Here is a 23,209-nt window from a genome sequence, read left to right as displayed (position 1 = left end):
CACGCACGTCGGCCACCTCGTCGAGCGCGGGGGGAGCTGCTCACGGTCGTACGAGTAGCGGGTGCGCAGGTGCCCGAGCAGCCGGCGCCGATCGGTGTGCAGGTGCGCCCGGGCGCCCACCCAGCAGATCAACACGTTCGTGCGGACACCGCACCGCTGCACCGACCGCGGCTACCGCGACCGAATCGCGGAGTGCTGCTTCGAACATGTTGTCGCAGCCGGTGATCTGAACCTGCTGCTCTACGACGTGACTACCTTCTACTTCGAGGCCGAGAAGGAATACGACCTGTTCAGGCTCCTCGCCGCCTCAGTTCCATGCGGTACGAGTACCGACGTGGATTGAAATGAGAGGATGTGAACTCGACGAACTTGCCGTCCGCGTCGTAATAAAGACGCTCGATCAGCAGTATGGCGTCTCCAGCTTGACATCCGATCAGCTCAGCTTCGTGCTCGGGGGCGTTCATGGCGGTGATCTCCTGGCGCGCGCCCATGATCGGCTTGGTGAGGAGTTTTTCGGCCGCCCCGATCACGGTTCCTTCGCCGACCGACGGGACCCCGTCCGCGGCCAGTTTCGCACCGAGTTCGGGTTCGACGTAGTGACGTGTCAGGACGAAGGGGAGTCCCTCATAGGAACGTCGAACGGTGGCCTTGCTGACCTCGATGTACGGCAATTCCAATCGGGCCGCGATGGAGGGCTCGACGACGACGGTGAATGGTTCGATCACCTCGGTGTTCGTATCGGGCCAGACGATAATTTCGTCGAGGGAGCCGATCGAGCGGACATAGCGGCCCCGGGTGTCCTGTTGACGCCCGCTCACATAGGTTCCGCTGCCTTGGACGCGGTAGATCAGCCCGTCCGAGAGCAGTATCTGGAGCGCCTCACGCACCGTGTGGCGGCTGACGTTGTGGACCGACTGCAACACGCTTTCGGTGGGCATTTTCCGTCCCACCGAGTAGACACCTGCCTCGATGTCGGCCCGCAACTTCTCGGCCAACTCTCGGTACGCTGGGACACCACGCTCCGCGGGAGCGGCCTTCTTCGTCACCACGGGCTCCTCCTTCTCCCTGATGCGATCGGCAGGGTGTCATCCACCACACTAGCGCTCGTACGGATGAATCTTCAACGTGGGAGACTCGGTAACGGGAATTGACTGCAACAACAGCATATTCGTGGCGTCAGATTGCATGCTACTTCTGCTACCTCGCAAATTGATACCGATGAATCGAGTGTGGAGGTGTGACCGTCTGCGATCACACCTCCACACTCGGTCCTTCCGGCGCCGGAGTTGGGCGACCGATGGACGTCTGTCACCGCAGCACGACGGACCCGATACGGATGTGGGCCCTGTCGCGGTGGTGCTGGTGTCCCCGCCATCCATGTCGGCGGGCGCCTCAGGCCGTGGTCGGTTCCACCTCAGCAAGCAGTTCGTCGTTGTGGGCGCCGAGCTGGGGCGCCGAGTCGGTGCGTGGCTCCTCGTAGGTGTCGGTCAGGAACGGTGTCCGGATCATCCTTCGGCGACCGGCATACGGATCGTCGATCTCGAGGAACATGCGACGCGCGTCAAGGTGAGGGCACCGGTAGAGCTCGTCCACGGTCTGGGTTTCCCCGGCGGGAAGCCCATGGGCGGCGAAACGTTCGACGATCTCGCGGCGGGTGCGCGACCGTGTCCACCGTTCGACTTCGGGGCGGATCACCGATGCAAAGTTCTCGGCCCGGTGAACGACGGTGTCCAACAGTGGATGGTCGAGCAGGTCGGTCCGCTCGATTGCCACACACAGCCGCCGCCACATTTCGTGGGTGGGCAGAATCAGTGCAACATAACCATCCTCGGCCTCGAGGGCACCGAGTGGAGAGTAGCGATCCACCCCGCGCACTCGATGCTCGCCCGTGAAATCCCACAGCATCAGTTCGCGTTCGAGCAGGGACGCCACGGAGTCGTACATGCTCTGATCGACGAACGCGCCCACACCGGTATTCTGACGTCCCTGTAGAGCGGCGAGCACGCTGACGGTGGCGTGGACCGCGGTGAAGACGTCCGCGAAACCGGTCACCGTCGGCAGCGGCGGGCCCCCGGGTTCTCCGGTCACCGACATCAATCCGCCGACTGCCTGGATGGCGGTGTCGAAGGCCGGCCGTTCGGCAAATTCACCTCGATGCGTCCGCAACCGTCCGTAGCCGCTGATGGCGCAGTAGATCAGGCGTGGATTGGCCTCCTTGAGCGCTTCGTATCCGACTCCCATACGGTCGACGGCACCGGGACGGAGGTTTTCCACGACTACGTCCGCGGTCGCCGCAAGGGTCCGGTATCGGGCTCGGTCGCCTTCTGTGCTCAAGTCCAGCGTGACGGACTTCTTGTTGCGGTTGTAGCTCAGGAACCCGCCGCTCATAGATCCGGTCTCGGTCTGCTCGAGCGGATCGTAGATTCTGCGCGGATCGCCGCCGTCGGGCTTCTCGATCTTGATGACCTCCGCGCCCAGGTCGGCCAGCATCATCGCACAGTAGGGGGCGGCGATGTACTGGCCCATCTCGAGCACCCGAATGCCGTCGAGGGGCCTCACGTCAGATTCCTTCGGTTGCGTGCGGGACGAGCATCGGCTTGATGTCCTCCTGTGCCCGCATCCGCGTCAGTGCCTCGGTCGCCTGGTCGAGCCGGTACCGGTTCGGGACCAGTGCGCCGAAGTCGTACTTACCATGTGTGTTCTTCATGAAGTCGAGAGCCTTGCGATATTCGGCGATGTGCCCGGACCAGGTTCCCATGATGGTCAGCTGCTGTCGGGTGATGAAGCCGGGCCGGACCGGGACTTCCTTGCCTGGACCGTCGATCTGGCCGGTGACCATGTAGCGGCCGCCTTCCTTGATCATTCCCAGACCTTCTGGGAACGCGGTGCGTGCGCCGGAGAACTCGAAGACGACTTCGGCGCCGTGCCCGCCGAGCAATTCGCGGACCGCGGCGACCCGGTCTTCGGGTTCGGGATGTTCGGCGACAGAGACGAGGTCGGTTGCCCCGTACTGCTTGGCAATGGCAAGGCGGGTATCGGGAGCGCCGACGGTGATGATTCGTCCGGCGCCGAGATGATCGGCGAGGGCGGTAGCGAACAGGCCGAGCGGGCCCGCTCCCTGGATAACGACGGTTTCCCAGGGATTCATCTTGCCGATGCGTTCGAAAGAGTGCACAACTGTGCGCAGTGCGCAGCTGGCCGCCGATGCCCAAGAGGTTTCCACCTCGTCCGGCACGCGCACTCGTCCCGAATTGGGGAAGACATAGGCGTACTCGGCGAAGCCGCCGACCAGGTACGGGGGACGCTCGCAGTTGGTGAACATGTAGTACTGCCGGTTGGTGCACAGGGTGGGCTGGTTGTCGAACCGGCAGTGGTCACATTGGTTGCATGAAGCGTGGGTGAAGCAGATGCGATCGCCGATTTCGAGCGGTGTCCCGAAGGTGTCTCGCTCGGCGCCGTCACCGAATGCGATCACCCGCCCGACCATTTCGTGTCCGGGAATGACGGGTAGGTCCAGCGCCTGGCTGCCGCCGAGGGAGCCGTCCCATAGGTGCAGGTCCGAGCCGCACACCGTCGCTGCTTCGATACGGACCAGGAGTGCGCCCGGTTCCAGGGTCTGGGGTACCGGAATTTCGCGGATCTCGAGCGGCTCACTGTGCTTGGTGAGCACCGCCGCCTGGCTGGTCTTGGGGATGTCGAATGTGGTGGTCATCAGTTTCTGCTCCTGTTGGTTCAGCCGAGCTTGAACGGGTCACGGCTTTCACCGGTGAGTTCGACCCAGATGGATTTGGTCTGCAGATACGCGTCGAGGCCTTCGATGCCGTTTTCGCGGCCGATTCCGCTCTGCCCGAAGCCGCCGTACGGGACGTTGTTGGCGAGCACACGGTAGGAGTTGATCCAAATCGTGCCGGCATTGAGCCGGTGTGCCACGCGGTGCGCGCGTTGGACGTCCTTCGTCCACACCGCCGCGGCGAGTCCGTAGGTCGTGTCGTTGCCGAGTTGGACCGCCTCTTCTTCCGAGGTGAAGGTGATGACCGACAGCACGGGTCCGAAGATTTCTTCCCGTGCCACGCGCATCGAATTGTCGACGCCGCTGAGGATGGTGGGCTGGAAGAAGTACCCGTCGGCCAGTTCGGTGTCCTGCGGACGCTCTCCGCCGCACACCACTGTGGCTCCTTCGTCGACTCCGAGGTCGACGTAGTAGCGGACCTTCTCGAGTTGCTCGGCGAAGGCGATGGGGCCCATCTCGGTTTCGATGTCGAGCGGATCCCCCATCTTGATCTGGGGTGCGCGTCGTGCGAGTCGCTCGACGACGGTATCGCGGATCGATTCGTGGACCAGCAAACGGCTTCCGGCGATGCAGGTCTGGCCGGTGGCGGCGAAGATTCCTGCCATCACCCCGTTGACGGCCGCATCGATGTCGGCGTCGGGGAAGATGATGTTGGGGGACTTGCCGCCGAGTTCGAGGGTGACCTCTGCGATGTGGTCGGCGGCGCTCTTCATGACCGCGATTCCGGTGGCAGTGGAGCCGGTGAAGGTGACTTTGTCCACGCCGGGTTCGGCGGTCAGTGCGGCTCCTGTGTTCCCCGCGCCGGTGACGACGTTGAACACTCCGGGCGGGAAACCGGCTTCATCGACGAGCTTGGCGAATTCGAGGGTCGACGTCGGCGTCTGCTCTGCGGGCTTGGCGACAAATGTGCAGCCGGCGGCCAAGGCGGGCGCGAGCTTGCTCGCCAGCAGGAACAGAGGGCTGTTCCAGGGAAGGATCGCGGCGACCACGCCGACTGGCTCGCGGCGAGTGTAGGTGAAGAAGTTCGTCTGGGGCGCGGAGATGGTGTCACCGAAGATCTTGTCGGCAGCGCCGGCGAAGAACTCGTAGGTCGCCGGCAATCCGGCCATCTGGCCGCGCGTCTCGCGGATGACCTTGCCGTTGTCGGTGGTCTCGATACGCGCGAGCTCGTCTGCGTGGGGCTCGATCAGCGCCGCCAGTCTACGGATCAGGGCGCCTCGCTGCGCCGCGGACATCGATCCCCACGGCCCGGACAGCGCGCGTCGCGCGGCCGCGACAGCATTCTTGACATCTTCCGGTCCGGCGAGTGGGGCAGTGGCCCAGGCCCGCCCGTTGTAGGGGTTGACGGTCTCGAAAATCTCACCGGAGATGGCGTCGACCCATTCGCCGTCGATGTACATCTTTCGGTGTTGGAGTTCGCTGTTTCGCCGTTCGGCGATGGCGACGTTCTCGGTCATAGTGCTCTTTCTCGTTTCTCGGCCGGATCGAGTGCCCGGCACTGTTGAATTGGGAGCGTCGGTTTCGGGTTTCGATGTACCCCGCATGTCGAGGGGGACGACTGGAAAAGAGCTGTCCTCACGTTCTGACGGAGATGCCCGCCAAAGTCGCACGGATCAACGGGTCGATGGACGGCGCGTCGGGCAACGTGGCCACGCTGTCGATCAAGGTTTCCAGTTCCTTTGTGGACAGCGGAATTTCGTCTGCGAGGCGTTCGGCATTGCGTACGACGCCGTCGGTGTCCCACGACAGCATCGCATCGGAGTCCTCGATGGCGTCTCGGACCGCGGTCCCGTCGACCAGGCCCACAGTGGCGTGTGCGGTTTTCGCCGGGCGTGCCGACTCGCCGACGAGGTCGATCTTGCCGATGAGGTCGAGCACCTGCGGATCGGTGAAGTGTTGCAACAGGCCGTAGGTGATGTCGCCGTGGACGAGCCCGGTTGCGAAGGCGAATCTGGCGCTCATCAGTGTCTGTGAGGTACTGGTGAAGGGCCCGCGCGAGGGCATGCCCGGATAGGTTGCCTCGCGTTCGTTCATCTGCAGCCGGATCGATGCGACCTCGTCGGCGTGGAGACCGGACTCGCGCAGCCGCACCGCGAGCATGGCCGGCGCCTGATTGAACGCACACACCGGGTAGGGCTTGAAGGTTACTTCGAGCATGTTCCAGGACCGCCCGAGGTCGCGGGCGATCATTTCCGCTGCCTCACGCGATCGCGAGAAGCAGTCGAGGAATCCCGCTTCGGCTTCGAAAGCGGCCCGCGAGCCCGCAACTCCGGCTTCGGCAAGTTGCGCTGCCATCAGTCCACTCGTCGCCGCAATTCCCGACTGGAAATGCCATTCGTCAGTTCCGGCACCGAACGATTCGGACGTGCCACCCGAGATCGATGCGGCGATCGCCAGCGCGGAGGTCGTGCGTTCGCCGCTCAGGCCGCGGATTCGTGCGACGGCGGCAGCGGCAGCTACCGGTCCGAACACCGCCGTGGCGCGAAAGGGCGGGGTGGTCAGGTCCGTGAGTGGCTTCGACAGCGCGATGCCCACCTCGTAACCCGCGACGACCGCTGCAAGCAGAGTCCGACCGTCGACAGCGCTGGCCTCTGCTGCCGCCAGAGCGGCGGGTACGACGCTTACGCCTGGATGGAACGTGCCATGTGTGTCCTCCTGCGCCCGGGCATGTAGATGCACTCCGTTGATGAAGGCCGCCGTCGAGGCCGGATGCCACTGGCCGGTCACCAGCGAGCGGGCGTATCCCCGGCGGTTCGGTGGCGAGCTCACTCCGGGGGTAACCTGCTCGGCCCGTCGCCCGAAGCCAGCGGCCGAGCCGGCCATCCCCACCGCCAAAGCGTGGATGAGGCACCCTTTCGCCCGCTCGACGACTGGTAGCGGAAGCGCATCGACCTCCAGATCTGCGGCGAAGGCGCCGAGTCGTTCGGCGATCGTGCTGCCAGCCATGCGCACATCCCTTCCGTGATTCGTGGACACGTCAGTTGCAGTTCCTGCCGGAGCTGCCCGCGGAAGCGGATCCGACCACCACCGTTACACAATTTGTCCGTATGACTTGAGACACTATTGCGCAACGATGCGTCTGTCAATCACGACGCGAATCGAACCCGTCCACCTCCTGGATCCGACCACGACGGTCCCGCTATTTGACGGTAATTGCCTGTTCAAGACGTTTCCGTTGTCCAAGTTCCACGTAGCGGCGAACCCGCCCACTCCAAGGGGTTGACGCAAGCGTCGACCATGACTACCTTCCAATCATCCGTACAACTGTGGCTCATCTCACTGTGGGCCGCCAGGGCGGAGGATCATGGGCGCGCCAGAAACACCATCAGATTCGCGCAGGACCAAATTCACGTCGTGGCGAAAGAAGTCCACGACGCTTCCCGAGGAGACCTCGATGACGAACCCACCCCCCGTATTGCCGTCACCCCCCACCACTCCGGGAGAGGCGCCGACGACTGATGCGCTGACCTCATCGGGGACGCTGGCACCCCGGGTGTCTCGACGCGTCGCCGTCGCCGCGGGCATCGGCCACTTCCTCGAGTGGTTCGACTTCGCGGTGTACGGGTTTCTGGCCGCGACCATCGGACAGCTGTTCTTTCCGTCCGGCAACGCCACGACGTCGCTGTTGGCCTCCCTCGCCGTTTTCGGCGTCGCGTTCCTCTTTCGTCCGCTCGGCGGGCTGCTGATAGGGGCTTTCGGCGATCGTGCCGGTCGCCGCGCGGCGCTCTCGCTCGCGATTGTCGTCATGGGCATCTGCACGATCGGCATCGGCGTCCTGCCGACGTACGCCACAATCGGCGTCGCTGCTCCCGCTCTTCTGGTGCTCCTTCGGTGTGCCCAAGGTTTCTCTGCGGGTGGCGAATACGCGGGCGCGGCTGCCTTCCTCGTCGAATATGCACCGGCCCGCCGGCGCGGGCTGTGGAGCAGTGTGGTCTCCGCCGGCGCCGGCATCGGGGTCATGGCCGGGGGTGCGGTGACCTTGCTGTTGACGGCCCTGCTGTCCGACGACCAGATGACGAGCTGGGGGTGGCGTGTCCCCTTCCTCGTCGCCGGCCCACTGGCCGTCCTGGGTCTCTACGTCCGGCTCCGGCTCGAGGACACTCCCGTGTTCCAGGAGCTCCAGCGCGCTCACGAGGTCGAGCATGCCCCGCTGCGCAACGCCGGCAAGCACAGTCGATCCGGAATCCTGTTGGTGTTCGTCTGCACCGCGGTGACCGGCCTCGGTTTCTACTACCTCGCAACCTTCGTGGTCACCTTCCTCAGTGTCGAGGTCCACATGGCCAAGACCTCCGCCCTCGAACTCGCGGTGCTCGGATTGCTCATCTACTCACTCATGTGCCCCGTCGCAGGCATGATCGGCGACCGCATCGGCCGCCGACGCACGATGCTGCTCGGCGCCGTCGGCATTGCTCTGACCGCGGTCCCCTGCTTCGCGCTGCTCTCGACCGGCACCTGGTACCTCGCACTGATCGGTCTGGCAATCCTGGCGGCGTTCGAGGCACTGGCCAATGTCATGCTCGGAGTTCTCATGGTCGAGCTCTTCCCGGCCCGACTGCGGGTGACGGGTAGCTCGATCGGCTTCAACGTCGCGCAGGCTCTCATCGGCGGGCCCGGCCCGTTCATCGCTACCGCCATCGCGGCGGCGGCCGCGCTCATCGTCGCTCCCGCCTTCTATCTGGTCGCGGTTGCAGCGCTGTCGTTCTTGATCCTGCTGCGGTATCTCCCCGAGACTCGCGGAGTGTCGCTGTTAAGTGACGAAGCACCCTCGGTGAGGGACTGACAGGCAGGCATGATTGTGGAGACGCATTCGAATCTGAAGCGTCCCGCGTACCGGCTCGTCGCCGAACAACTTCGGCGGCGAGCCGAACGCGGTGAGTACGCCGTGGGTGACAAGTTGCCTACCGAGGATCAACTTCGGCACACTTTCGGCGTCAGCAGGCACACGATCCGGCAAGCAATCGGACACCTGGTCGAGGTGGGCATGGTGCACCGTGTTCAGGGCAGTGGCACGTATTTGATTGGGTACGAGACGAACTCCGTTCGCTATCAGCGTGCGATCGGATCGCTCGACGAGATCATGAGCTGGCCCGGTACCACCACTCGGTTGCTCGAGCCTTTCCGGCGGGGGGTGAGCGAGCCTGCGATCGCTCGTGACCTCGGCGCGGACATCTCAGATGTCCGCTGTGCCCTCGTCCAGCGCTGCTACAACGATGCGCCCTTCGCCCTGACTCGGCACTACATGGTTTCCTCATTGGCGGACAACGTGATCGATCGGGCAGCATGGGAGACCGACAGCACGATCATTCAATCGGCGGAGCGGTTACTGCCCGAGGGCATCGTCTCGGCGACCCAGAGCATCCACGCCACTCGAGCCGAAGAAGCTGAGAGCGAACTGATCGGATGCTCGGTAGGGGACGCCGTCTTGCTCATCGAGCGGCTGTACCACGACGCCGGTGGGCGGCCGGTCGAGTTCACCGCCTCCCGCTTCAATCCCCGCCGCTACAGCTACCGGATGGACCTGCGCCGGCACCGCTGATCGGGACGTCCGCGGTCCGCTCCGAGCCACCACGAAGTGGTCGGGGTGGCAATCGATTACACGGTTGACCTACCAGGAACGCACGAAGGAGGCGGTGTGGGTCGAGAGACGAGCACCGATATCGGTTCGATCGACGTCGTCCGGGATCGGTATGTCCCGCCCCGGCGAGTGATTATCATTCTCACCGCCACGGCTGTCACCGCGGTAGGACAGATGTACTCGGTATTGGCGCTGTTACCGCAGATGGCCGCTTCCTTCGATGTCAACCCTGCACAGGTGACGGCGACCTCCACTGTGTTCGGCGTCGCCTATGCTGTCGGGTTCCTCGCGGCGGGGCCGCTGGCGTCGCGATTCGGTTCCCATACCGTGATGTCTGTGGGTCTGTGCACCGCTGCCGTCACCACGCTGCTGGCAGCCCTTCCTTCCACGCTGCTTCTCGAACTGATCGCTCGCGCGGGGCAGGGCTGCGCGGCAGCCGCCTTCGCCCCCGCCGCGTTCACGTATATTGCCGAGAACATCGATCCGCGCCAGCGTCTGCTGGCATTGAGCTGTTTGACCAGCGGTTTCCTCGGAGCGGCGGCAGTCGTTCCCGTCGCCGCACAGGTGATCGCTGTTGCGGCCGGTTGGCGCGCGGTCTTTGTGCTCGGTGCGGGTGCGCTCGCGGTGGCCGCCGTGGTCGTTGTTGTGTTCGTTCCGAGGGCGCGGGCCATCCGCCACCCCCGTGGTGCGCGGCTCTTCGGGGTCTTGGTGACGATTCTGGGCAGGTGGCGGTTGGTCGCGCTGTTCGGTGCTTCGGCCACATTCCTCGGAGGGTATGTCAGCGTCTTCACCACCATCTCGCTGGTGGGCCCGCCGTCGGTTGCCGGAAATCCCGAGGCCCTGCAGGTGCTGCGCTTGATCACCGTGCCAGCACTTCTCGTCATTCCATTTCTGGGTCGAGTACTGAGGCGGTGGCGACCGGCCCGCCGGGGCGCGGCGGCGTTGGGTGTGGCGGCGATGTCCGTGGCCGCCGGATCGGTGTCGTCGGACTACCTGATAGGACTGTCGATAGCGGTGTTGCTGCTCGTGGCGGCGATTTCCGCTACGGCGTCAGCCATTGTCGAGTCACTTCTGGTGCAGGTGCGTCCGGAGGAAACGGGCGGTGCAACGGCACTGTACGGATCCTTCACCTTTCTCGGTGCCAGCGCCGGACCAGCCCTCGCCTCGGTGGTCAGCCCTTGGGGTTTCCGGATCGGCATGCTTGCCGCGGCCATCTGGCTCGCCATCGGGGCGGGGTTGATCCTCGTCTCTTCCGCAGGAGCCGGGGCCCGACGATCGATTCAACACGGCACCGAGGGCGCTGTGTCATCCCTGCGGTAGGGAGCTCAGGGCAGGCCGGCATCAGCCGCGAGCGCGGCCGACACGAATTCGTCCGGCAGGTCCGACGACAGCGGCGGATGGCTGGGGGGATGGACGTTGCCGGCGATTTGTCGGAGGGTGTCCATGACGTGTACTCCGCCATCGGCGAGAAACCGCACCAACCCGGCTTTCGCGCATTGGGCTGCTACCCCGGTGAGCAGGCTTCCAGCCTCTTCGCTACGGCCGGATGCGGCGAGGCAGCCGGCCAGCAGCCTGCGGGCCCGTAGCTCAGCCCGGTGGCGTTCGCTGCCCGCAAGTCGCTCCGCCCACTCTCCGGCCCACCGGCATGCGAGCTCGGTATTCGCCAGGGATCCGGTTCGCACCAATCGCGTGATGGCCGCCTCCTCCCGGTTCTGCGCGATAACCTCGTCGAGACCGGACACCTGCTCCGCACGTTCGGCGTAGGTGAGATCTGCAGTCTGCGAGGCATCTGAGGATGGTAGGACGAGATCCAGGCGCACCGATTCGTTGACGATGGAGCTGTAGAGCCTCGGCAGTTGCATCTGCATGGAGAATCGTGCTCCCTCGTCCAGTCGTGCAACGGCCGCTGACTGGTCGCCGTGTATCACTTTGATTCGGGCTCCGACGACGTACCGGGCAATCTTCAAGTCGACAGCGCCCGCGTGTGGTCCGAGGTCGTATCCGTCGTCGAGTAGTCGCTCGGCCTCGGCGGTGTGTCCCTGTTCGTACAGAACTTCACCGAGGAGCCCGCCGGCTAACCGAGCGGTGTAGGAGCGTCGACCATCCACTTGCTGAGCGATCTTCATCGCGGTGCGGAAACTCGCTTCCGCCAGCTTCACATCCAGTTGCTCGAAGGCCGCTATACCCACCCAGCAGTGTCCGTGTACCGAGTTGTACGGTCCGTTGTTCCGCTGGTGATACGCTGCGGCCCAGTGCTGAAGGGCATAGGCGGCGCGGTAGTCCGCCCGACAGATCTTGGCGAACGTCGCAACGTTCGCTGCGACGGATACGACCCACGGCCGGAAGTCATCGGGACGATCGAGACACGGACGCACCAAGTCGTCGATTCGCGAGGCTCGGTCTGCACGCAATTCCACGACCGCTCTGATCACCGAGGCTTCGGCACGCAGCGCGGGGGTCTCCGACGCGCTGAGGTGGGTGAGCGCGGTATCGACGCGGTCAAGTGCCTGCAGAGCGGGGCCGGGGTTGTAGAGCAGGATGTTCGACCACGCGGCGGCGAGTTGCAGCCGCGGATTGGACATTGTGCTGTCTGTCGGCAGCTTGTCGACAAGTCCACGCAACGTCGACATCTGCGAATGCTCGAGCAGATACGTCCCGTCGCGTTCGACCAGTTTCACTGCACCGGCCGTATCGCCGGCACGCAGTGCGTGATCGACTGCTTCGCTGAGAAAGCGGTGCTCGGCGAACCAGGTGGATGCGGATCGATGCAACTGCGCCGATCGCCCGGGGAACTCGGTGTCGAGTCGGCCACGCAGGAATTCTGCGAACATGTGGTGGTATCTGAACCAGTGCCCTTCGTCGTCGACTCGGCGCAAGAAAAGGTCACGCGCTTCGATCAGCTCGAGCATCGCCTGACCGCGTCGCACATCGGTCAGGGTCGAGGCCAGGTCGGCGCAGATGCGGTCGGGGATGGCGGTGGCCAGTAGGAATGCGCGCGTATCCGTATCGAGGGAGTCGAGGACGTTCTCGGCGAGGAAATCACCGATCGCGTGGTGGCGGCCCGAGAGGTGGGCAATGAACTGGGCAGGGTCCGCGGACGAGCGCAGAGAAATCGACGCCAGCTGTATGGCGGCGGCCCAGCCGTCGGTCGACCTCGCCAGGTCGGCGATGTCCTCTGTTGCCAGGTCCAGTCCCGAGGCTTCCATGAGGAAGCTGCGTGTTTCATCTTCGTCGAATCGCAATACTGCCGAATCGATCTCGACTAGTTCGTTGCGAACGCGCATCCGGCTCATCGGCAGTCCAGTTTGCGTGCGACTGGTCACGATGATCTGGACGTGGTGGCAACCGTTGTCCAGTAGGTACGTCAGCGTAGCCACACTCGAGGGATCCGAGACCCGATGCCAGTCGTCGAGGACGAGAGCCAGGTGTTGGTCTTGATCGTGCAGTGTGTTGATCAACGTTGTCAGCACGTGTGGGCACGCGCGGTCACCGTGTGCTTCGAAGGTGTCACGTAATTCGGTCGCCAAGGCCGGCAACGCGGTGGTGATGGCTTCGATGAGATGTGCGAGAAACCAGAGAGGATTGTCGTCGTCTCGGTCGATGGTCAGCCATGCGGTGGCAATGCCCTCGTCGGCGAGCTGATGGAGCCACTGTGCCGCTGCGGTGCTCTTTCCGTAGCCGGTGGGTGCGTGGATGACGGTCAGGCGTCGCCGTCGATCGGTGTGAAGGGCCTGCATCAGACGGTCCCGGGTGACCAGCGTACGGCTCGGTGGTGGGGGTCGGAATCTGGTGGCGGGTGTTGGGGGTGCCGAGTACCGGCCGGAGGGCATCGGGGTCCGTGAGTGCGGTGCCGGGAATCCGAATCCGAACGCTGGTGAAGTGTAGTCCGGAGCGGCACCTGAGTCTGTCGCGCTCCCTTCGGCGTTGTGGTGGGCGCGGCGTAATTGGTCGGCGAAGTCGGCTGCCGTGCTGGGACGATTGCCGCGATCGCGTGCCATCGCGTGCTCGATCACAGTGCAGACCTCCTCCGGAATCTCTCCATACCAGTCGCGTAGCAGGGAGCCGCTCGGATTGGTGATGCGCCGAAACTGGTCGATCAGAGGCTCTCCGCGGCGCCGCTCGAAGGCCGCGTGCCCGGTGAGCGCGCAGAACAGAGTGGCTCCGAGGCTATAGATATCGCTCGCCGGGCTGGGGGGACGCCCGAGTAACACGTCGGGGTCGGTGTAGGCGGGTGACCCGGTGACGACACCGGCCGCGGTCTCGAACCCGCCGGCGATGCGCGCGATGCCGAAATCTGTCAGCTGCGGCTCTCCGTAGGTGTCGATCAAGATGTTCGCGGGTTTGACGTCTCGGTGCAGGATGGATTGCTGGTGGGCAGTCTCGAGCGCGTCGGCCACCTTGATACCGAGGTGTAGGACACGGGGCCAGGGGATCGGACCCGACTCGATCAGCGACTGAAGGGAGCCCGGCTCGTGGTACTGCATGACGAGGTACGGGTGACCGGCACCCGTCGTCCCGACGCGATAGATGGTGACAATGTTGGGGTGCCCGGATAAGCGTCCCATTGCTCTTTGCTCACGGAGAAACCGATCCACGCCTTCCGGGTCGTGATAGGTCGTGAGCACCTTGATCGCTACGACGCGATCGAGAGCCCGCTCTTCGCAGCGATAAACCACACCGAAGCCGCCCCGTCCGATCTCGGTGGCGCCCTCGAATCCCTCCGCAGCCAGCTCCGTGGCGATGGCTGCAGTCTGGTCGCGCTGCGTTGCCCCCGGATCGGTCTCGGCCACCTACGACCTCGAACCGGCACCTGGTGCCTTGAATCGGCTCATCACCCACCTCGCGCCTACTGAATCAAGGATAATCTGGTAGCCGACCGAACCGGCCCTGAACGCGTCAATACACGCTCGATGACCGCGATGGTGGCTGAGGAGGGGTCAAGCAGGATTCGCGGCCTCGTCCGCGGCACTACCCGTCATCCCCCACCCTGTGTGGGCGGGTGCGGAGCATCGAATCGAGGGCCGTAACCGTGTCAATCGTTACTGGGAGAACGATGGCGCTCCCAGCACCGCATCTCTGAAGGACCGACGACCTGTCATCGAAGCCTGTGTGAACCTCGACCCCGTCTCCCGCAGCACGATGGCCCTGTCGGCTCCGACCCCGTTGGCGTCGTCGATGGCGGCAGTCGAGCCAGACGCGTACAGCCACCGTGCGGTGCAAGATCGCGGTCAGTGCGTTGGCCAGGTAATAGCGGTGGCACGGCACGGGACCGCCGCGAGGGACCAGGTGGCGGTCAACTGCGAACGTTCACCTCGAGCAGGTGCCGCGGTGACCTGCGTTTCGATCCGGTCCATGCCGACCTCGGTCGGGTGGCAGAGAGGGACTGTTCGGTCGCTCTGCTGCCCGTGGGGCACGCGGACGGGAGCTCGCGTGCGCTGGGCTGCAGTATGCCGGTGCTGCTGGGCGGTAGGTGGCGCCCTCGGATCGGGCTGGTGTGCATGGATCGGATTGTGGTCTACCTCGGGACGGACACCGATGTCACGGAAGGAGATCGTGCGGTGTTGTTCGAGGAACTGAGGGCACCACCGGGGGCGCGCATCGGTGGGCTCGCGCGTTCGGAACGACCCCCGCCGAGATCCTCGGCGGACTGCGTAGTCGGATCGAGTGGCGTTATATCATTGGCGCGCAGCATATTTCCGGTTCAGAGCGCCGCGGGTGCGCTGTCCACCGAGCGGACGGAACAGCACACCCGCGGAAATTGTCGTGAGTGCCGGTCAGTTAACGTGTCGCACCGAGCCGGTGTTCCCGGTCGGTATCGGCCGGTCGCTGCCCGGCATCGTCGATCGCACATGGTCTCCTGCTGAGCGCGATCGTCGAGACGGCCCCAGCCACGCTCCAGAGTGCGAGCCAGGTGCAGATCAGCCAGGTGGAGTGCGTCCAGCTATAGAACAGCGTCGCCATGAAGGGGGCGGTGCCGCCGATGACGCTGACCGACAGCGCCTGACTCAACGCGACGCCGCTGAACCGGACATCGGCACTGAATCGTTCCGCGAGGAAGGCCGGCTGCGGGGCTTGCAGTGCCGAATGCACCACCGCCAGCATGAAGGTGATACCCAAGAACGCGGCCCAGCCCGATCCGGTGTTCATCAGCGCGAACAGCACGAACCCTCCGAACAGGGCGGTGAAGCACCCGGCGAGAAGGACAGTACGGCGTGAGAACCGGTCACTCAGATGACCGGATACCGGCAGACTTATCAAATAAACGATCGATGCGGCGAGCAGTGCCTTGAGCATCGTGGTACGGCTGATATCCAGGATGGTGGTGCCGTAGGAGACGGCATAGGTGGAAACCAGATAGAACAGGATGCCTCCGGGAGCAATGACGCCCGCGGCCCATGCGACGTCCCGCCATTGACTGCGCAGTAGTGTGCGCACCGGGGTGCTTTGCTGGGCCGATGCAGTCTGCAGTTCGGTGAAGTCCGGGGTTTCCTCGACGCCGAGGCGAATGAACATCGAGATGGCGAAGAGTCCGGCGCTGAGCAGGAACGGAATCCGCCATCCCCACGTTTCGAAAGCGTCGCCGGAGATGTGGTCACTGACGGTGACGGCGATGGTCGACAACAGGAGTCCACCGGGCACCCCCATCTGGACGGTGCTGCCATACAGCCCACGCCGGCGCGGGGGTGAATGCTCGACGAGCATCAGTGCAGCTCCACCCCACTCTCCGCCCATCGCGATGCCTTGCACGAAACGGAGAGTGACCAGCAGGAGCGGTGCAAGCCAGCCGACTTGCTCAAATGTCGGAAGTATGCCGATCAGAACCGTTGCGGTGCCCATCATCAACAGCGAGACCACGAGCGTCTTGCGCCGGCCGACCTTGTCACCCATTCCGCCGAAGAGCACGCTGCCCAATGGCCTCGCCAGGAATCCCACCGCGAAAGTCGCGAAGGAGGCGAGGGTCCCCGCCAGCGGGCTGTATGACGGGAAGAACAGGGGTCCGAACACGAGGGCTGCGGCGGTGCCGTACAGGAAGAAGTCGTAGTACTCGAGTGCGGTGCCGGCGAATCCTGCTGCAGTAACACGAAGCATCTTTGCGGTGGAGCGTTTTTCACGCACGCTCATGATGGTTCCTCCAGAGAGAACAGTAATGTGAGGAAGCGGCAACCGTGGCGTAGTGCACGGTTTCCGGGAGTCGGGCAACGTTCACGCGGACTGTCCTCCGTCGATCATGATCGGCACCGGTGACGACGATGCTCGACGGGAGACCAGGTAGTCCACGGATGCTCGATGACCGTCCGGCCGGATCTACCAACGCGGTAGGGCATCGAGGAAGGTCGTCAGCGCGGTTGTCACGGCATCGGGGCCTTCTTCAGTCACCAAGTGACCCGCGCCTGGGATTCGGGCAAAGGCCGATCCCGGTATCCGGGCATGCATCCGTTCGGCAGCTGCAATGTCGATGCCGTTGTCGTCCTCACCGTGCACGATGAGGGTCGGGATCTCTATCTCCGGCAGGCGGGAAAGGCGTTCGTGCTTGCCGATCCACGAGTTGTATTCGCCCCACACCGACCGCGATGGTCTGGTCCGCCACTTGCGCACCCACGAATCGACCAAATCGGGACGGTTCGCGATGGCCTGCGGACCGAAAATGATGGGAACGAAGGTTTGTGCGAAGCTTGCGGAGATGGGGGCTTCGCTCTTCATGGGTCGGAATACATCGGCGAACCGAGCCTTCTCCTCGCTGGTATAGGCGTCAGCCATCGTGTCCATCAGGACCAGCCCGGCCAGCCGTTCAGGGTGCTTCAGGGCCAGTTCGATCGCCATGAAACCGCCCACGGACATTCCCACCAGTACGAATCGGTCGATTCCTGCTCGGGCGGCCACCTCCAGGCAATCGGAGACCAGCGAGTCGAGGTCGTAGTCGGTGGCATATTCCGATGTTCCGGCCCTGCTGGTGTAGGCGATGGTTCGGTAGCGATCGGCCAGAGCAGCGGTTTGCTCGGTGTACATGGTCCGATCCAGGAGCGTGCCGTGGGAGAAGAGCACCGCTGGTCCGTGTCCCTGGTCTACAACGTCGAAAACCTTCATCGGCTCTTCCCTTTCACGTCATTGGGCCTGAGGCGGAGGGCCGAGGCACGGGGAGGTTGTGTTCGACAACGGCGGCGAAATCCTCCGGATCGCTCGGAGTGTGCGGGGGAGCATGTCAGTGCAGCAGGTCTTCGAGGTTGGAGTTGAGCGCCTTCGGTCGCGGAACCAGCCACAGACCGATCAGCGCGATCAGCGGCAGTACGGCACCAAAGACGATGACCAGTACATTCCAGCTGTAGACGGTCAGCAATGGAGCGACGATGAGCGCAAGAGTTCCGTAGCTGGCCCACAACATGCCAGAACCCCATGCTCCACCCGTGCCACGAATACGGGTGGGAAAGGCTTCTTGCAAGAAGTTCGAGGATCCGCCCCATAGCCCGATGGTGATCAAGACGTAGACGACGAACCAGGGCAAGATCGTCGACGGTGTGGCCAGGTACACCATGAAGATGGCGCAGACAGATCCGAGCACTCCGACGGACGTGAGGGTGTAGTGGGCGCCTTTGCCCCGCGTGAGGAAACTGGCGGCGAGGATGGTGACGATACCGAGCCAGTTTGCCCAGGTTATTGCGCGGTTGGCCTCGAGAAACGAGATGTCCTTCGCCTGCAGGAAGCTCAGTCCGAAATAGGACATGATGGCGTATTGGGGCACGATGAAGAGGAAGAACAGGGTTACTCCGATGGTGCGGCGACGCATATCCGCTGCCCACAGCTGAGCGAGCACACTTTTCTCCGTCTTGGCGACATCAACGTGGAACTTGCTCGCCCCCGTCCGACGGGCATGCTGGAGGTCCTGGAAGTGCGGTGTTTCCTTGATGACGAAGAAGACCGCGATACCGAAGGCCAAGGGGAGTACGCCGACGATCCAGAACACCGCCCGCCATCCCATGCTGGCTGCGATGTGTTCGGAGAAGAAGGCCGATGTTCCGAATCCGATGGCCCACCCCACTGGTACGGCCCCGGTCATCCATCCCCGGTGCTTCGCAGGTACTGACTCGGCAATGAGCACGGTGGCCAGTCCCCACGAAACGTACCCGACTGTTGCGATCGACCGCATTACACCGAATGACACAGTGTTCCATGAGAATCCAGCAAGAATCGTGAACGCAGAGCAGATTGCGATAGCTGCGACGAAGAGTGGCTTACGACCGAAGCGGTCCGTCAACGGGCCGATGAGGAACATGGCGATGACGCCGCAGGTGAAGAATCCGGCCGCATAGATGTACCCGACGGCATTGTCGGAGAACCCCAGACTCTGCTGGATGAGGGGATAGCTCGTGGGGAAAATCGCGGCGTCGGCGGCGATGGTCGCGTAGCCGAGCACCCCGAGCACCATGACAGCCCAGTGGTAGGGCCTCAGGCGGTTGCTCTCCGCGGAAAGTGGAGTGGATGGGCGTTCGCGCAAACCATCGTCGATGGCTGTTTCTGACATCGGGGCTCCTGGGGACATCGAGGAGGAGGGGATCACGCAGTGGCGTGCGCCACACAGTCTGCGGTTTTTTGCATCATTTATCAAGTGTGCAGCCACGAGGGGAGTCGGGAGTGGCACGTATGACCGCTCTGAACTGGTACTTTTACCGACAGGACGGTGCGGCTAGGGTTCAGGTCGACGAACATCCCCCGGATATTTGATACAAGTTACCTGCTCCTACGGGGAAGGAAGGTGGGGGAGTGCCGACACCCCGGCCGATCGCTGTCACTCGCGGAACGAGACCGATCTCGGCGCAGCGGATGGTCCGTCCTCCACCGTGCCATGAGGGGCCCGGCATTCAGACGGGCTGGATGACCGGCAGCCCGACGCGCGGCTCTTCACATCCGTGGTCAGCTCACCGCGTTTCTTCCCACGTCGATGGCGCGGGCCCTGGACGCGCTGGACATCATCGAACGGTCGAGAGCGCAAGTTACGCGCGCGTACACGGGCCGAAGCCATCGCGCTGGGGTGGATGCAGCAGCAACTCGACCTGCCGAGTTTCGGACGCACTCGCCCGCCAGGTCACCGGCCGGTTCACCGTCTCAGCCCGGCCGGTGACCTGCGCCGTCTTCCGACGTGTCTGTTCGCCGTCCTCAGTCGTCGTCGGCGAGGATGCCGTCGCGCTTGAGCTTGGCTATCACGTACTCGCCCTCGAACTGAACATGTTCGCGCGACGCAGCCTCCGCTGCTGCCCCGTCCCCACGCTTCAAGGCGTCGAGCATTTTCTGGTGACTCCGAGTGGCTTCGGGACTCGCGCCGGGCGGTGCCTCGTACACGGCCCGTGGCAGGTTCTTGGCCAGCTGCCGCAGCACCGACAACAGGCGCCGGCTGCCACCCGTCTGGTTGATGAGGGCGTGAAACTCCCAGTTCAGATTATGAAGCACGTCAGGATCGTCGCTGTTCTGCATGAGTTCGTGTAGCTCCTGCAACCGGGCAAGCGTTGGCTGGGTGATACGGGACGCGGCGCGTCGTGACGCGAGCCCCTGCACCATTCCGTAGATTCGGTAGTGATCGTCGATGTCCTCGCGCCGGATGGGGACAACATAAGAACCGCGATGCGGCTCGGAGTCGATCAATCCTTCGGCCTCGAGAGTGATGAGCGCTTCCCGAACCGGCAGACGACTGACGCCGAGATCTTTGGCGATTTGGTCCTGCGGCACTCGCTGTCCCCGAATCAGAGACCCGTCGAAGATCATATTCTTGATGTAGTCGACGACCTGACCACTCATGTTTCGTCGCGCCACCTGCGGACGAGCGTCCTCACGCCGGCCACCGTTCTGTGCAGCACGAATCGGTAGATCGATTCCGGCGTCAGACGCAGTCATCTCGACTCCTAATTTGATCAATCATCAACACGGGCTAGTGTACGTGATCCGTAGGGGGCGCCGCTGACGCATCGCCGCGTGCAACACGCCGCCGCACGCCAATCGTCCCCCAAGTAGCGCATCGACGGCTCTGACCAGCGGGTTTGTGCAGTTCGTCGGCCGACCGCTTCTCCTGGCCCGGTACTTCGCTGTCCGCGGCGCCGGGGCCGGACTCGACTTCGAGGCCACGCGGGCGTAACGTGAGTCACATCTGATGTATCACATATCCAATCTGAGAGGCATGATGACACCCATCGCATCGACCGATCACCTTCTCTCCTCGGCTGTCGTCAACCGCCTGAAGACCGCCCCGCACGTCTTCATCGATGGCGGACAGCGCGCAGCGCGCAGCGGCGAGGAGATGCCCGTCTTCGACCCGGCAACCGGGCGCCAGATCGCGGTTGCGGCTTCCGGAGGAGTGGACGACGTCGCCGACGCGGTCGACGCGGCCCGGCGCGCGTTTGCCGAGTCGGCCCCGTGGCGGCAGATGAGCCCCCTCGACCGCGGACGCATCCTCCACCGGATCGGCGATCTGATCTACCAGCACGCCGATGACTTCGCTCAGCTCGAGGTCCTCGATGCAGGGAAGGTCCTCGGCGCAGCACGAAACATCGATGTCGAGTTCGCCGCGCGGGCGTTTCACTACTACGCCGGCTGGCCCACCAAGATCGTCGGTTCGACCGTCCCGGTATCTCATCCGAGTATCCACGTGCGCACCGAACGCGAACCGGTCGGAGTGGTGGGCGCGATCACCGCATGGAACTTCCCACTTCTGCTGTGCGGATGGAAGATCGGCCCCGCACTTGCCTCCGGGTGCACGATGGTCCTCAAGCCTTCCGAAGAAACGCCCCTGTCGGCGTTGTGGCTGGCGGAACTCGCCGGCGAGGCCGGACTGCCCCCCGGCGTGCTCAACGTCGTTCCCGGCGCCGGCGGGACCGCTGGTCAAGCCTTGGTTGCCCATCCTGGGGTCGACAAGCTCACATTCACCGGCTCGACGAAGGTCGGCAAGCACATCGCTCGCCAAGCCGCGGCCGACGTCAAACGGGTGACACTCGAACTTGGTGGCAAGTCCGCCAACATCATCCTGCCCGACGCCGACGTGACGGAGGCGGTGACCGGTTCTGCGGGCGGCATCTTCTGGCACTCCGGTCAAACCTGCAGCGCACCATCACGATTGTTCGTACACAGAGACATCCATGACGAGGTCGTCGAGCAACTCACCGCGATCGCCGGGCAGTTGAGGATCGGACATGGACTCGACGAGGGTGTCGATTTCGGCCCTTTGGTCAACAATGCGCAACTCGAGCGCGTCCGGGGATACGTCGAACGTGCAAAAATCAAGGGCGCCAAGGTCTATCAGGCTGCTCAGGTTCCCGGCGATCTGACCGGGCACTTCCACCCTCCGACGATCATCGCCAATGCGACCGACGACATGGAATGCGTACGTGAGGAGATCTTCGGTCCGGTTGTCGTCGTTCTCGCCTTCGACCACATCGACGAGGTCATCGAGCGGGCGAATGCCGGCGACTACGGCTTGGCCGCGGGTATCTGGACGACGAATGTGAATACCGTCCAGACGATGACGCGCAGACTGCAGGCCGGGACCGTCTACGTCAACGGCTGGGGGCTGACCGATCCAGCAGCTCCGTTCGGCGGGTTCCACCAGTCGGGCTACGGCCGTGACCTGGGCCCGGACAGCCTCGACGGATATCTGGAAACCAAGTCCGTATGGACCATGTACAGCTGAGAAAATCCTTCGAACGACGATCGGAAGAACAATGAAGACACGCGCCGCCGTACTGACCGCACCCCACGCCCCGTTCGAAATCATGGAACTGGACATCGACGATCCCGGGCCCGGGGAGGTCATGCTGCGAATGTCCGCGGCTGGACTGTGCCACTCGGATCTGCACATGATGGACGGAGATCTGTCGGTGCGCTATCCGATGGTGGGAGGGCACGAAGCCGCGGGCATCGTCGAGAAGATCGGCCCAGGCGTGAAGAAGGTCGCTGTCGGAGACCACGTGGTCTGCAGCTTCACCCCGAGTTGTGGCATCTGCCGGTACTGCTCGACCGGGCACCAGAATCTCTGCGATGCCGGATCGACAATTCTCGAAGGCAGCATGCCGGACGGCACCTTCCGCCTACACAAGGACGGCACCGACTACAGCGCCTTCTGTATGCTCGGAGCCTTCTCGGAACTCGCGACCGTGTCCGAGTACTCGGTCGTGAAGGTCGACGACTGGCTTCCCCTCGACTCTGCAGTGCTCGTTGGGTGCGGCGTCCCGACCGGATGGGGCACCGCCGTCAATGCCGGCAACGTTCGCCCCGGTGACACCACCGTGATCTACGGCATCGGCGGATTGGGCGTCAATGCGGTTCAGGGTGCGGTGCACGCCGGAGCGAAGTACATCGTCTGTGTTGACCCCGTCGAATTCAAGCGAGACACCGCGCTCAAATTCGGAGCGACTCACGTCTTTTCCAACGCCGAGAAAGCACATGCGAAGGTCGATGAACTCACCTGGGGCCAGGGTGCCGATCAGGCCCTCGTGCTGATCGGCACCATGGACGAGGAAACCATCACCGCAGCATTCAAGGTGATCGGGAAGGGCTCGACGGTCGTGGTCACGGGCGTGTCCAATGCCGCCAACCTCACCGTCCACGTGTCGGGCCAGGAAATGGTGTTCATGGAGAAGACCATCAAGGGCACTCTGTTCGGTTCGTCGAACCCGCAGTACGACATCGTCCGGCTATTGCGACTCTACGATGCAGGACAGCTCAAACTCGACGAACTCATCACCACCCGTTACAAGCTCGCCGAGATCAACCAGGGCTATCAGGACCTGCGAGACGGTAAGAACATCCGCGGAATCATCGACTTCTCACTCTGAGCGCTTCTACCGCGGCCGCTTGGGGCCTTCCGG

At 63.8% G+C, this 23,209-nt stretch carries 16 protein-coding genes; 6 read left to right on the top strand and 10 right to left on the bottom strand.

The genetic code is table 11. The features are described from left to right. Positions 1-290 precede the first annotated feature (290 nt). The 5 genes from CQZ88_RS06535 to CQZ88_RS06515 form a co-directional block, all read right to left on the bottom strand. Entirely contained in the window at positions 291-1,049 is a 759-nt protein-coding gene (locus CQZ88_RS06535; RefSeq protein WP_006942123.1) for a GntR family transcriptional regulator, read from the bottom strand. Between the two features lie 343 nt (positions 1,050-1,392). Then, the gene (locus CQZ88_RS06530; protein ID WP_006942122.1) at positions 1,393-2,559 is read right to left on the bottom strand and encodes a CaiB/BaiF CoA-transferase family protein; all 1,167 of its coding nucleotides are present in this window, start codon (positions 2,557-2,559) and stop codon (positions 1,393-1,395) included. 1 nt (position 2,560) lies between these two features. Further along, positions 2,561-3,712, bottom strand: a complete 1,152-nt coding sequence (locus tag CQZ88_RS06525; protein ID WP_006942121.1) for a zinc-binding dehydrogenase — start codon at positions 3,710-3,712, stop codon at positions 2,561-2,563. A gap of 20 nt (positions 3,713-3,732) precedes the next feature. After that, complete coding sequence (locus tag CQZ88_RS06520) at positions 3,733-5,247, bottom strand: aldehyde dehydrogenase (protein ID WP_006942120.1); 1,515 nt, start codon at positions 5,245-5,247, stop codon at positions 3,733-3,735. Positions 5,248-5,365: 118 nt separating this feature from the next. Next, complete coding sequence (locus tag CQZ88_RS06515) at positions 5,366-6,736, bottom strand: MmgE/PrpD family protein (RefSeq protein ID WP_102799437.1); 1,371 nt, start codon at positions 6,734-6,736, stop codon at positions 5,366-5,368. A gap of 448 nt (positions 6,737-7,184) precedes the next feature. Between CQZ88_RS06515 and CQZ88_RS06510 the strand changes: the two genes are divergently transcribed. From CQZ88_RS06510 to CQZ88_RS06500, 3 genes are all read left to right on the top strand, one after another. Then, positions 7,185-8,570, top strand: coding sequence for an MFS transporter (locus CQZ88_RS06510; protein WP_258008479.1), 1,386 nt, complete (start codon positions 7,185-7,187; stop codon positions 8,568-8,570). A 9-nt stretch (positions 8,571-8,579) separates the two neighbouring features. Continuing rightward, positions 8,580-9,326 carry a GntR family transcriptional regulator gene (locus CQZ88_RS06505; protein WP_050034286.1) on the top strand — a complete coding sequence of 249 codons (747 nt, stop codon included), beginning with the start codon at positions 8,580-8,582 and terminating at the stop codon, positions 9,324-9,326. A gap of 96 nt (positions 9,327-9,422) precedes the next feature. Then, positions 9,423-10,685, top strand: coding sequence for an MFS transporter (locus CQZ88_RS06500; RefSeq protein ID WP_102799435.1), 1,263 nt, complete (start codon positions 9,423-9,425; stop codon positions 10,683-10,685). 5 nt (positions 10,686-10,690) lie between these two features. On the opposite strand, the gene CQZ88_RS06495 is transcribed toward CQZ88_RS06500, so the two are convergent. Next, entirely contained in the window at positions 10,691-14,155 is a 3,465-nt protein-coding gene (locus CQZ88_RS06495; protein WP_102799434.1) for a serine/threonine-protein kinase, read from the bottom strand. 441 nt (positions 14,156-14,596) lie between these two features. Here CQZ88_RS06495 and CQZ88_RS30555 point away from each other — a divergent pair, with 441 nt between their 5' ends. After that, positions 14,597-15,229, top strand: a complete 633-nt coding sequence (locus CQZ88_RS30555) for an alanine racemase C-terminal domain-containing protein (RefSeq protein ID WP_308410790.1) — start codon at positions 14,597-14,599, stop codon at positions 15,227-15,229. Here the strand turns inward: CQZ88_RS30555 and CQZ88_RS06485 are convergent. The 4 genes from CQZ88_RS06485 to CQZ88_RS06470 form a co-directional block, all read right to left on the bottom strand. Then, positions 15,144-16,487, bottom strand: a complete 1,344-nt coding sequence (locus tag CQZ88_RS06485; protein ID WP_102799432.1) for an MFS transporter — start codon at positions 16,485-16,487, stop codon at positions 15,144-15,146. The two genes, CQZ88_RS30555 and CQZ88_RS06485, sit on opposite strands and share 86 nt — an antisense overlap. Positions 16,488-16,670: 183 nt before the next feature. After that, the gene (locus CQZ88_RS06480; RefSeq protein ID WP_050034290.1) at positions 16,671-17,450 is read right to left on the bottom strand and encodes an alpha/beta fold hydrolase; all 780 of its coding nucleotides are present in this window, start codon (positions 17,448-17,450) and stop codon (positions 16,671-16,673) included. A 115-nt stretch (positions 17,451-17,565) separates the two neighbouring features. Further along, entirely contained in the window at positions 17,566-18,882 is a 1,317-nt protein-coding gene (locus tag CQZ88_RS06475) for an MFS transporter (RefSeq protein ID WP_180986957.1), read from the bottom strand. Between the two features lie 632 nt (positions 18,883-19,514). Next, positions 19,515-20,246 carry a GntR family transcriptional regulator gene (locus CQZ88_RS06470; RefSeq protein ID WP_006931474.1) on the bottom strand — a complete coding sequence of 244 codons (732 nt, stop codon included), beginning with the start codon at positions 20,244-20,246 and terminating at the stop codon, positions 19,515-19,517. 280 nt (positions 20,247-20,526) lie between these two features. Between CQZ88_RS06470 and CQZ88_RS06465 the strand changes: the two genes are divergently transcribed. Both CQZ88_RS06465 and CQZ88_RS06460 read left to right on the top strand, forming a co-directional pair. Then, a complete protein-coding gene (locus CQZ88_RS06465) occupies positions 20,527-22,032 on the top strand; it encodes an aldehyde dehydrogenase (protein WP_102799430.1) in 1,506 nt (501 codons plus the stop codon). Between the two features lie 31 nt (positions 22,033-22,063). Continuing rightward, a complete protein-coding gene (locus CQZ88_RS06460; RefSeq protein ID WP_102799429.1) occupies positions 22,064-23,176 on the top strand; it encodes an NDMA-dependent alcohol dehydrogenase in 1,113 nt (370 codons plus the stop codon). The last annotated feature ends 33 nt before the right edge of the window (positions 23,177-23,209 follow it).

Source organism: Rhodococcus sp. ENV425 (assembly GCF_002887785.1).
Taxonomy (GTDB): Bacteria; Actinomycetota; Actinomycetes; order Mycobacteriales; family Mycobacteriaceae; genus Rhodococcus; species Rhodococcus aetherivorans.
This window is presented reverse-complemented; position numbering and strand designations above follow the sequence as displayed.